Genomic DNA, 11489 nt, shown 5'->3' with positions numbered 1-11489 from the left:
GCTTATTCTGCCGCGGGGTGTTTGCCCACGCGGCGGAAATGCCACACCCCTTCCGCTACCGTAACCCCCAACACAATAAGCACAGCCCCTACGCCTTCAAGCAACCCTAGTTTTTCTCCTAAAACAATCCACCCCGCGACTGCGGCAATCACTGGTATGACGTACAGGTACAAGCTGGCTTTTCCGCCTCCTACAGCCATCACAGCATTTTGCCACAGTGAGAGTCCCATAATGGTGACAAACACCACCGTATAGGCCAAGGGACCCCAAATGTCCATACCATGAGGCACTACCTGATTCCATCTCATCCACGGTAATATGCCGATAGTGCCAAACACACTCATCCATCCTGTCAAGGCAATTCCCGAGATGGGCAGATGAAAACGGTCAGTCAACAGTGTGAAGAGAGCCCATAACAGGGCGGCAAGCAATGCATAGCCATCCCCTAAGATGGTTCCTCCCGTAGAAGCGCCCACTAATAGTAAGACCCCGATTAATGAAATGCCGGCCCCTAGAAACATTTGCGGGCCCGAAGGACGCAAGCGCATCAGGCGTTGGCCCACCAAGGTCATCAAGGGCGACAAATCGAATAAAAACGCCACATTAGCGGCCAGCGTATCATGCAAGGCGGTCGTAAAGGACAGCTGATATAAAGTGACGCCTGTGACCCCAAGAATTAATAATTTCACAACCGCCACAAGGCTTGTTGGATATTGCCTCATCATCCAAGGAACCGTGAGAACTGCAGTGGCCAAAAAACGCCAAAATACAAAATCGGCTGGTGGATAATGCCCCACGCCGATTTTAGTCACAACATAGTTGAGGCCCCAACTCAGGACCACAAGAGCCATACTGATCACAAAGCCGCGTCGATTCATAATGTATGTTGTTCTCTCTGGCCCACAAAATACGAAAGAGCCTGCAATTCCAAGGTTAAGTCAATCGGCTGCACAAAAACGTCCGGATAGTGTGTACACACAGCAACCGGCGCGAAATTCAAGATCGCACGGACACCACTTTGGGCTAAACGATCCGCGACCGTTACCGCCGCTTCTTTAGGTACCGTTAATACCGCAATGCCAATTCCGAATTCATGCACGAGCTCTTCTAAACGGTCAACAGACTCGACTCGTAATGACCCCACTTGCGATCCAATAATCGCAGGGTTACTGTCTAAAAGCGCCATAATCTGTACATCTTGATGGCCTTGGTCCACATAACGTACCAGTGCCGTGCCTAAATGCCCGGCTCCAACCACCATCGCCCGCACGCCCCGGTCGAGCCGCAGAATATGGTAAATTTCTTCTCGCAACGCCGCAACATCGTATCCCACACCCCGGGTGCCAAACGCGCCAAAATAGGCCAAATCCTTGCGCACTTGTTCCGATGAATAGCCTGTTGCTTGCCCAAGCATCACTGAGGTTACCCGTTCTTGTTGGCATTCGGTCAACCACCGCAGATAAGCCGGCAGACGCCGGATGGCCGCATCAGGAATCCGCTGCAACAACATCGCTCCTTCTCACTCACCGTTAATACTCTCTCGCCAAAACAAATTCCGCCAGCTCTTGCAATGCCTGTTGAGCTGGAACAGGCGGCAATTGCCGACACACATCTAACGCTAAAGCGATATGATGTTCGGCTTGACTCTTGGAATATTCCAGCGCTCCACTACGCACAAGAATTTGCCTTAAGTCTTCCACATAACGAGCCGGATCTGGCGAAGACAAGATCTCTTGCACGTTATCTTTATAGGCGGGCTGCTTCAAGGCATAAATGATAGGCAAGGTGTAAACGCCAGCCCCCACATCCTCCATGACTGCCTTCCCTAATTTTTCGGGATCTGCTAGCCAGTCGAGCAAGTCATCGACCACTTGATAAGCAAGTCCAATATGATGGCCATACTGCCCGAGTAACGTCTCTACGTCTTGGCTAACTCCAGTGGCAATCGCCCCTAAGCGGCAACTCGTCTCTAAAAAGAATCCTGTTTTCGCCTCAATCCGTTTCCAATACGCTTCTTCCGTGGCGATTCGTCCATGATCCATATTCTGGTATATTTCCCCGACGCACATCACATGCACGACTTTCGCTGCTAATTCTACAATAGCCAAATCGCCGGCTTGAGAAAAGAGACGGAATGCCAAGGCAAAGAGAAAATCCCCGGAGAGCACCGCGACAGCGTTGCTAAATTGCGTCCTGACAGCCGGAATACCACGCCGGAGGACCGCATCATCGATAATATCATCGTGAACTAATGTGGCCATGTGGATCATTTCCACAGCCGTTGCTACCTCAAGCAAACGGCGCTGTTGCTGGGAGGCAGTTTCGTTTCCAAACTGCCCCGCCAGAAGGACGAGCGCTGGCCGTAAGCGTTTCCCACTTGCTAAGAGAAGATACTGCGCCACTTCGTGAATGGATTCATTATCTGTCAACAATTGTTCTTCCAGCATCGTATTGACCTGTGCGAGATGCGGCTCCACCAATGAGAAAAACTCCAAAATAATCTCCTCTCTACCTGAGAAGGGTATGAAATGTGCGCCACTTATCTTTTTCAGTGTAGCACATCCCTAGAGGTTCTTAATGAAATTCTCATTTAGTGCAGCCAGAAAAAGTTGGCAGACTGATTCACCCAGTGTACAACCGGTGTCGGATAGACCCCAATGCCAATCGTGCCGACGACCGCGACAACGAGCACAACAATTTGTGCCCAGTTCACATTCCAACCGGCCAACGCTTGATCCTGACCGTCACGCCGAAACATCGCTTGCAAGGGCCGCAGATAAGCGCCCAGTCCTAAAAAGGTTCCGACAACCAGTCCTACCGCTAATCCGGGCTGATGGGCAAACAACGCCGCTTGCAAGAGATAAAACTTGCCGATAAATCCCCCTGTCAAAGGGATCCCGGCGAACGATAGCATGAACACAATAAAAAGTGCCGCAGCCCATGGCTTTTTGTAGGCTAAGGACCGCAAATCATCAATGGTCACATTGTTGTCGCCATTCGAGATCATAGTGATGATGGCAAAGGCCCCAATCACGGCCAGGCCGTATGGCAAGAGATAAAACAACATCGCCCGCGCTCCCACAACACTGTGAACAGCGACGCCTACCAGCAAAAATCCCGCATGGCCAATCCCAGAATACCCGAATAAGCGTTTGAGATCATTTTGGGTCAGCGCCACCAAATTTCCTACTATCATGGTTAACAATGCCAAGTATCCCAGAATCGGTCCCCATGAATCCGGCGATAGATAAAATCCGTACGCTAAAAACCGGAGTAAAATAACTGCCGCTCCAACCTTGGTGCCAAACGCCATAAAACTCGTCACAGAATCTGGAGACCCTTCGTAGACATCCGGCACCCACATATGGAAGGGCACAATCGCCAGTTTGAATAACAGTCCCACCAAGGCTAAGACGAGGCCTGCACCGAGAATAGGGGAATGGCTACTCACCGCGCTGGCAAAGTCCGTGAAGTTCATACTTCCCGACGCCCCATAAATTAACGCCAATCCGAAGAGTAAAATACCGGACGAAAACGCCCCCAGCAACAAGTACTTGAGGCCTGCTTCACCTCCTAAGGAATTACGGTGCGATGCAGCCAAGATATAGAGAGGTAAAGAGAGAATCTCAATTCCTAAAAACAAGGTCACCAAGTTTGCGGACATGCCTAACAGCATCATCCCTAACGCCGATAGCAGGACTAAAACGGGAAATTCGTCATGATGGCGTTCTGCCTGCCATCCTAAGAGAATCGTCGATCCTGCCGCAATGAGTACTAAGACATTCACGAACAAACTATACGTATCAATACTGACACTTTGATTAAAAAGAACTTCGGGTTTGAGATGATGGGTCCATATATCCACGGTCGCCCATAATGCTCCAAGACTGCCTAATAAGCCTAGCCACGACGGCAAGGTCGAATGCGCTCGGCTCACCATAATACCCAGCATCGCGATGAGTAGGGTGGCCAAGATGAGATATTCTGGCATCATCATGGATGTCGCGCTCATGATGCAGCGCCTCCTTTCGTCGCCAACAGATGCACGGCGTGATACAACGTTGGCGCTGCATGGCTGGTGATGCCCGCCGGCCAGACCCCCAACAACACCACTAAGAGTGCCAGTGTGCCAATGTATCCCACTTGGGCCGCACTCAAATCAAAAATCTTGGGACCTTGGCGGACACTTTGCATAACGCCTTGAAAAAGTCGAATCATATACCACGCGGCGACCACCAACACGACGCCCGCAATCACAGCAAAAGCCATGTCGTGGGCCACCAACCCTTGAATAATAAGGTACTCCCCTGTAAATCCAGGCAATCCTGGTAATCCCAAAGCGGCTAAAGCAAAGAATAAAAAGTACACAGCGAGCCTGGGCGCATCGTCATTGAGTCCCCCCATAGCCGCAATATCACGGGTCTTGGTTCGCTCTTCCGTAAAGCCAAGCACCACAAACAGGCCCCCGATAATCAGCCCGTGCGCGACCATTAAAAATGTCGCCCCCAAAATGCCAGCTTCTGTTAACGAAAACACGCCCAGAGCCATCATACCCATATGGGATAATGAGGCATAAGCCGCCGCCATTTTCATATCCTTTTGCCGCAGCGCCATGAACGCTCCATAGATCAATCCAATGGCCGCTAAAATCAAAAGACCCGTTTGGTAATGCCGCATTTGAGGCATAAAGATCGGTAACATGATACGCAAGAACCCGTAAATTCCCGCCTTGGACATAACTCCCGATAATAAGGCGGTAACCGGGGCTGGTGCTTCCGAATACGAATCCGGCATCCAGCCGTGAAAGGGCCATAAGGGCGCCTTAATCGCAAACGCCAGGAAGAAGCTAGCAAAAATCCATGGCGCTACGGCCGCAGACATGGGAACGTGGGTCAACTGATTAATTTCAAATGTCAACGTGCCAAACGGTTGAGCATGCAGGACCGCCACGGCAATGATGCCGATGAGCATAAACAAACTTCCAACCAAATTCATAATCAACCATTTCATTGCTGTGGCCCGCCCATGGCTGCCCGTGTATCCCGTCAAGAGAAAGAAAATCGGAATCAAGATGACTTCCCAAAACACGTAAAACAACATCAGATCCAGAGATTCAAAGACCCCGACCATGCCAAATTCCAGAAATAGAATCCAAAAGAAATAACTCTTTGGATACGCCGGGGATGACGCAAAGAGCGCCATTGTCGTCATAACGGTGGTCAACCCGATCAAAAACATGGATAAGCCATCCGCACCCAAATGGAAGCGCACGCCCCAGTCGGGAATCCATGGCGCATTGAGCGTAACCGGGCCATGGGCCAAGAGCACAATAAACGCCACAATTTCGACGAGACTCAGCCCCACGGCGACGAACTTTGCCCCGCGGTCGCCACTGGCAAGAGCAAGAATACTGCCAACCAGCGGAATCGCCAATAACCACACCAAAACCATCTCACAGCCTCCTCACAGTTTCTGCAATGACCGAGACCGGCTTTTACACCCGGATAAGGTAATACACCAAGATGGCTCCGACACCGACCATCATCGACAGTGCATACCGCCGTACATACCCTGTTTGTAAAGGCCTTAAGTCTTGACTCCAGTCCCAGACTACCGTTCCGATGCCTTTGACCGTAGCCAAAATGCCCGTCTCAGCCTGCATGACTGCGTTGCCGATTTTCTTGAAAGGAACTACGGCTACTGCTGTCCAGACCGCATCCATATACCATGCATGGTAGGCCCATTGGCCAATTCCATGCTCTGAGGCGGCATTGACCGGTGTCTGTTTGCGGATGTAAAGCATGTACGCCACGATAAAGGCAATGACGGCTAACCCTACAGTCACCCCTGTTGTCCACAAGGGTCCCGATTCCAATCCCGCATGCGGCGCTCCCGCGTATAAAGCGAAGACCGGAGCCAACCATTGGTTCAGCCATCCTTTAAGAAACCCGCCAAAGGTCGCCAGCACCGCGAGGATTACGACTGGTACGGTCATCACCCAAGGAGCCTCGTGCGCATGATCATAGAGCTTTTGATTGCGAGGACGCCCGAAGAACGCGAGAAAGAAGAGTCGGAACATATAAAATGTAGTAAGTCCCGCTGTAATGGCTCCGATCGCCCATAAGAACGGGTGTCCTAAGTTAAAAGCCTCTCCCAAAATGGCTTCCTTTGAAAAATACCCTGAAAAGGGAGGAATACCTGAAATCGCCAAGGTGCCGGCCAAGAACGACCATGTCGTCCATGGCATCTTACGCCATAACCCCCCCATATGGTTGAGGTCCTGCTCGCCCGCTAACGCGTGAATCACACTGCCTGCGGCAAGAAACAGTAGGGCTTTAAAGAAGGCATGGGTCATAAAGTGGAAGACCCCGGCAGTGTACGCACCGACCCCTACTCCCAAAAACATGTATCCCAATTGGCTCAACGTCGAATAAGCGAGTACCTTTTTAATATCGCGTTGAAAAATGGCTATACTGGCCGCAAAGATTGCCGTAAACGCGCCAATCGCCGCCACCAAATACGCAATGTCCGGCGCAATGCGCAGTAAAGGGTAAAGACGCGCCATCAAGTAGACCCCTGCTGTCACCATTGTAGCCGCGTGAATTAACGCAGAAACGGGTGTCGGACCTTCCATAGCATCTGCCAACCACATATGGAGAGGAAACTGGGCCGATTTGGCCATCGCGCCGAGATATAACAAGAAAGCCGTCCACTCAAAGAACGCAGTGGGACTCTGGTGGTCAAATATTTGAAAGAGGCCTGGATATGACACGGTGTGATAGTGAATGTACAACAAGGCTAACCCTAAAAGTATTCCCACGTCTCCTACAGTGTTCATCACAAACGCCTTTTTCGCAGCCCGAACTGCCGAGGGCCTTTGATACCAAAATCCAATCAGCAAATATGAGGCAAGCCCCACTAATGCCCATCCGATGAGCAACACTAGAAGATTGCCTGCCAATACTAAAAGCAACATGGAAAACACAAAGAAGTTCAGATAGGAAAAATACCGAGCTTTTTGTGCATCATCATGCATGTACCCAATCGAATAGATATGAATCAACATGCCTACGCCTGTAATGACGAGGAGCCACAATCCCGATAAGGGATCCAAATAGTAGCGCCAGTGAATGGCGGGCCCAAACCCCGTAATCCACGCAAATGCTGTCCCTGTCAAAAACCGATGATGAACCGGTAACCGCGACAGTTTAAGCACCTCTGCAATACTAATAAGGAAGCTAACTCCTACCAACAAACTCGCCCAGACTCCCGGGAGCTTTTTGGGCATAATGCCTTTAAACATGCCAATAGTGATGGCACCAAACAGAGGCAACAGCACAATTTCTGCCACACCTTGCATATCAGCCGCTCCTTACCGGACACCTTTTGTCGTGTCCCTTCGTTAGAGATTGCTATCCTTTCAAGCGGGAAATCTCATCAATATCAAGACGGTGACGTTTGTGGTATACGCTGACGATAATCGCCAAGCCAATCCCCACTTCCGCCGCAGCTGTCGCCATAATGACGAAGGCCATAACTTGACCATTCATGTCATGAAGCTGGCGTGCATAGGCGATAAAGGCCAGCGCGGCCGCATTCCACATCATCTCGGACGCCATAAACATAATTAGCGGGTTGCGGCGAAACATCACCCCGATAGTCCCCACTGTGAATATAATGGCGGCCAATGCGACCACCCAGTTAACGTAAATCATGCGCCCTGCCCCTCCTTGCCGGCCCCTTTCCGAGTTTCTGCGGTAGCATCGTGTTCTTTTTGAGCCGCGAGGCGCCTTTCTAATAGACGTTCACGCTTGGGAGGGTTCAACACCAAGACCCCAAGGGCTGCCGTTAAGAGCATGATGGCGACCCCCACCAGATAAATAAAATCAGGTCCCCACAACAACTTGCCAGTGGAATTCAAGCCGCCAAAGCCAGAGGGCAACGCGACTTTCAGTTGCGTCCCCGGATATTTGATCGCAAGCGCAACCAGCACAATCCCCACAATAATGGACAAAATGCCCGCCGTCGCGCGTTGACCTGGGAGATCTTCGGGAAGTTCGTGCTCTTCTTTTCCCGCTGTCAACAAGGTCACCACGAACAAGAACAACACCATGATGGCTCCAGCGTAGACAATAACTTGCGCAGCGGCCAAAAATTCGGCTTTTAAGTCAAGATACAATAGCGCCAGCGATAACAAGTTGGCTACGAGGTACAATGCACTGTGTACCGGCTGCCGAGCGGTAATCACGCCAATGGCCGCCGCAATCGCCAATACGCCCAATATGCCTATTCCGACCATAATCCATGGTCACCTCATTTCCTAACAGGGGGATGGAGTAATTCTTCTTTATCGGCAATCATGTCCAACCGGTCGCTGGCTGCCAGTTCATTAAAGGGCGTCAACCGCACTGCATTGGTCGGACATGCTTCCTCACACATGCCACAAAAAATGCAGCGAATCAGATCGACTTCATAATCCACCGCGTAACGATTGGTCCATGAGACAGCCTTGCCTTCCTCCGCTTCGGCCGCGACGACGCGGATGGCATGAGCGGGGCACACCGCCTCACATAATCCACAACCGACACACAATTCGTGCCCATCGGCGTCTTTCGCCAACATGTGTTTGCCTCGAAACCGGGGCGAATACTCTCGGCGTTTCTCTGGATATTCAATGGTATCGCGTGGCGCTCCCAATGCCTTGAATGTGGAGCCCAAGCCTTGAGCCATAGCCTTGATGCCTTCAAACATCGAAACCCCTCCTTTCAAATGACACCCGAGACAAAAGCTGCAGTCGCGACAAAATAGATCAACGCAGCCGGCACTAAGTATTTCCACCCAAAGGACATAAGTTTGTCATAACGAAACCGTGGAAATGTTGCCCGCACCCAGACAAACACAAACATCGACACCCCGACCTTCAGCAAAAACCAAACAATCGGCGGTAAGAAACTAGGTCCCAACCAGCCTCCAAAGAAGAGCGTCACAGCAATGCCACTAACCGTAATCATGTTGATATATTCAGCAATGTAGTACATCGCAAAGCGAAACCCGGAATACTCCGTATGATAGCCGGCCACCAATTCAGACTCCGCCTCAGGCAAGTCAAATGGGGTACGGTTGGTTTCGGCAAATGCGGTAATGTAATAGATGAGAAACGGAATAATTTCCGGTACAAAAAACCATCCATGCGCTTTTTGGGCGAGAACAATGTCTTCCATATTGGCCGTGTGCGCTAGCATCAATACGCCCATGACAGAAAGACCCATGGCCAGTTCATAGGAAATCATCTGAGCGGATGCTCGGATTCCTCCCAAAAGCGAATACTTATTCTGTGAAGCCCATCCGCCTAGCACAATGCCGTAAATCCCTAAAGAACTAAAGGCGAAGGCAATTAATAGCCCTATTGAGGGATTCGCAATATCCAGGGTAATCGTCGTTCCAAAGAGATGAATCGGAGCCCCAAAGGGAATCACAGCATCGACACACAGGGCGGCAAAGAGCGAAAACACGGGCGCCAAGCGGAATACCGACTTGTCCGCCAATGCCGGCATTAAATCCTCTTTTAGGGCCATTTTCAATCCATCGGCCAAGGGTTGCATGAGTCCAAAAGGACCTACCCGATTGGGGCCTAGACGTAGCTGGAAGAATCCCAGCAACCGTCGTTCGAATAACGTGGTATAGGCAAACCCTAACATCAACAGCGCAATTAACAAAATGATTTTCACAATTAGAATGACGAGCTGCAAAATCATACGCTTGGCACCTCCTCAGGACGCATCAATGTCAGCACCCCTTCTAGATGTTGGGCCCAGTCATGGCGGCTTCCACGAGGAATCCATAGGGTGTGTTCCATTATCGCGGGATCAGGCCGAACCGCTATTAAAACGCTTCCCTCCGAGGTTTGGGCCTGCACATACCCCCCCTCGGCACCGATTTGCAAACGAGCGGCATCGTCTGGACTGATACGCCCGACAAATTCGGTTTCACGAGGCTCCAAAATTTCGGAAGGCAATCCGTTTTCGACCACCCATGCCCCTTGAATCACGGTCCAAACGCCATCGGCTGGCTTGGTTGCTGGACGTGTCAATGTAATCTCAGATGCAACCGCTGCATCTGCGCGGATTAATACGTCCCCCTCCGCATTATCAAACACATCCCATGCGTCGTCTTGCCATTCTTGGCGGAATAAACGCGCCCAGTTGACCACATAACTCCGAGTAGGACGGGCTTGACCCGGAGGCTGCACCCCCGCCGCTCCGATACTCAGTCGGCCTTCCATATTGACGTACGTGCCTTCGACTTCACCCCACGTCGCCACCGGCAATAAAGCGTCAATATAGGGCATATCTAAAGGCGGCACCACTTGGGCTGACACCACATAGTCCGCCTTCTCTAAGGCTTGCTGGGCCAGCTTCCGGTCCGGAAACTCGCGCAACAAATCAGCCCCCCACAGCACCAACATATGAATGTCGCCGTTGCGTACTTTGATCAGAAGGTCCTCGACAGCCGCATACTGCGGGTCAATCCCCGCCTGTTCATACCCACGCCAATTCACCGGGCCGTAGGTCGGAAGCACGGCGGTCGGATTTTCTCGTACGTCCGCCAAGACGCTTAAGACCGTGGCCATATCGGAATTTTCTCCATCCCATAACAATGTCAGGTGCTGCGCGTCGAGAAGCTTTTGTCCGAAGACCTCTAAGTCCGCATCGCTCACGGGCAACGAGTAGTCTTGAATAGACGCGATTAACGCTTGCACCCTAGAGTCGTTGGGAAGTCTGGAGGCTAAGGCTTTCGCAAAGAAAATAGCCTCGTCTTCGGCGTCTATCAGATAATCCTGTCCTGGCATGGTTTCGCGAGTCAGACGCCGTGGCCCCACGCCCATCACTTGCAGTTGGGGAAAATGGTGCAGGCGATCCCGCAGCTTAAGGTGAACAACGGGTACCGCTTCGTAGGGGTCAACCCCCACAAAGATAACCGCGTCCGCTTGCGCCACATCCTCAAATGTTCCATTAAGGGATAGGGGTAGATAGCCCTTCACATCACGCACCATTGCAATATGATCGGTATGCGCCACATCATGGGCAAAGCGGCGCAACAAATGCGCTTCTTCCGCAGTAAAATGGCCTCCTAAGACAAACCCAATACTTCCAGACCCATACTGCGTCAAAGTACGCTGCATCCATTCCGCCACATCTCGCGTGGCTTGCGCCGCCGACGTGGTCTTTTGTTGAACCCACGAGTCTGTAATGCGCTCGGGATGGTATCCAAAATCATATCCAAAGCGCCCACGATCGCACAGCCAACCCCAATCTCTATCGGGCACGGGACGCCCTTCCATCCGAATAATATGGCTCTCTCTGGTCGTTGCAAGGCTTGAGCACCCGACTGGGCAATGCGGGCAAATGGTGCTATGGCGCTCAATGTTCCATGGTCGCCCTTTGTGATAATAAGGGGCCGACAAGAGCGCGCCCACCGGGCAGAGGTCA

At 51.5% G+C, this 11489-nt stretch carries 11 protein-coding genes; all 11 read right to left on the bottom strand.

The genetic code is table 11. From position 1 onward, the window contains the following. Positions 1-2: 2 nt before the first annotated feature. The 11 genes from ORD20_RS03555 to ORD20_RS03505 all read right to left on the bottom strand — a co-directional run bounded on the left by ORD20_RS03555 (position 3) and on the right by ORD20_RS03505 (position 11476). Positions 3-851 (bottom strand): DMT family transporter, encoded by an 849-nt coding sequence (locus ORD20_RS03555; protein WP_430626515.1) that lies wholly within the window; start codon positions 849-851, stop codon positions 3-5. A 23-nt stretch (positions 852-874) separates the two neighbouring features. Continuing rightward, complete coding sequence (locus tag ORD20_RS03550; protein ID WP_430626514.1) at positions 875-1510, bottom strand: redox-sensing transcriptional repressor Rex; 636 nt, start codon at positions 1508-1510, stop codon at positions 875-877. Between the two features lie 19 nt (positions 1511-1529). Beyond that, a complete protein-coding gene (locus tag ORD20_RS03545; RefSeq protein ID WP_103374189.1) occupies positions 1530-2495 on the bottom strand; it encodes a polyprenyl synthetase family protein in 966 nt (321 codons plus the stop codon). A gap of 95 nt (positions 2496-2590) precedes the next feature. Further along, positions 2591-4012 (bottom strand): NADH-quinone oxidoreductase subunit N, encoded by a 1422-nt coding sequence (locus ORD20_RS03540; RefSeq protein WP_103374190.1) that lies wholly within the window; start codon positions 4010-4012, stop codon positions 2591-2593. Continuing rightward, entirely contained in the window at positions 4009-5451 is a 1443-nt protein-coding gene (locus tag ORD20_RS03535; protein WP_103374191.1) for a complex I subunit 4 family protein, read from the bottom strand. The genes ORD20_RS03540 and ORD20_RS03535 overlap by 4 nt, the downstream gene beginning before the upstream one ends. A 43-nt stretch (positions 5452-5494) precedes the next feature. Beyond that, positions 5495-7360: an NADH-quinone oxidoreductase subunit L gene (gene nuoL / locus ORD20_RS03530; protein ID WP_103374192.1), complete on the bottom strand. Its 1866-nt coding sequence runs from the start codon at positions 7358-7360 to the stop codon at positions 5495-5497. A 52-nt stretch (positions 7361-7412) separates the two neighbouring features. Further along, positions 7413-7715 carry an NADH-quinone oxidoreductase subunit NuoK gene (gene nuoK, locus ORD20_RS03525; RefSeq protein ID WP_173677054.1) on the bottom strand — a complete coding sequence of 101 codons (303 nt, stop codon included), beginning with the start codon at positions 7713-7715 and terminating at the stop codon, positions 7413-7415. Next, positions 7712-8299 carry an NADH-quinone oxidoreductase subunit J family protein gene (locus ORD20_RS03520; protein ID WP_103374193.1) on the bottom strand — a complete coding sequence of 196 codons (588 nt, stop codon included), beginning with the start codon at positions 8297-8299 and terminating at the stop codon, positions 7712-7714. The genes nuoK and ORD20_RS03520 overlap by 4 nt, the downstream gene beginning before the upstream one ends. A gap of 14 nt (positions 8300-8313) precedes the next feature. Next, positions 8314-8751 (bottom strand): NuoI/complex I 23 kDa subunit family protein, encoded by a 438-nt coding sequence (locus tag ORD20_RS03515; protein WP_103374194.1) that lies wholly within the window; start codon positions 8749-8751, stop codon positions 8314-8316. Between the two features lie 14 nt (positions 8752-8765). Further along, positions 8766-9755: an NADH-quinone oxidoreductase subunit NuoH gene (gene nuoH / locus ORD20_RS03510; protein WP_103374195.1), complete on the bottom strand. Its 990-nt coding sequence runs from the start codon at positions 9753-9755 to the stop codon at positions 8766-8768. Further along, a complete protein-coding gene (locus ORD20_RS03505) occupies positions 9752-11476 on the bottom strand; it encodes a molybdopterin oxidoreductase family protein (protein ID WP_430626675.1) in 1725 nt (574 codons plus the stop codon). Before ORD20_RS03505 ends, nuoH begins: the two co-directional genes overlap by 4 nt. Positions 11477-11489 lie beyond the last annotated feature (13 nt).

This window comes from Sulfobacillus thermotolerans (genome assembly GCF_039623705.1).
In the GTDB taxonomy this organism is placed as follows: domain Bacteria; phylum Bacillota; class Sulfobacillia; order Sulfobacillales; family Sulfobacillaceae; genus Sulfobacillus; species Sulfobacillus thermotolerans.
Note: the sequence above shows the minus strand (reverse complement) of the source record. Positions and strands in the feature narration are given on the sequence as shown.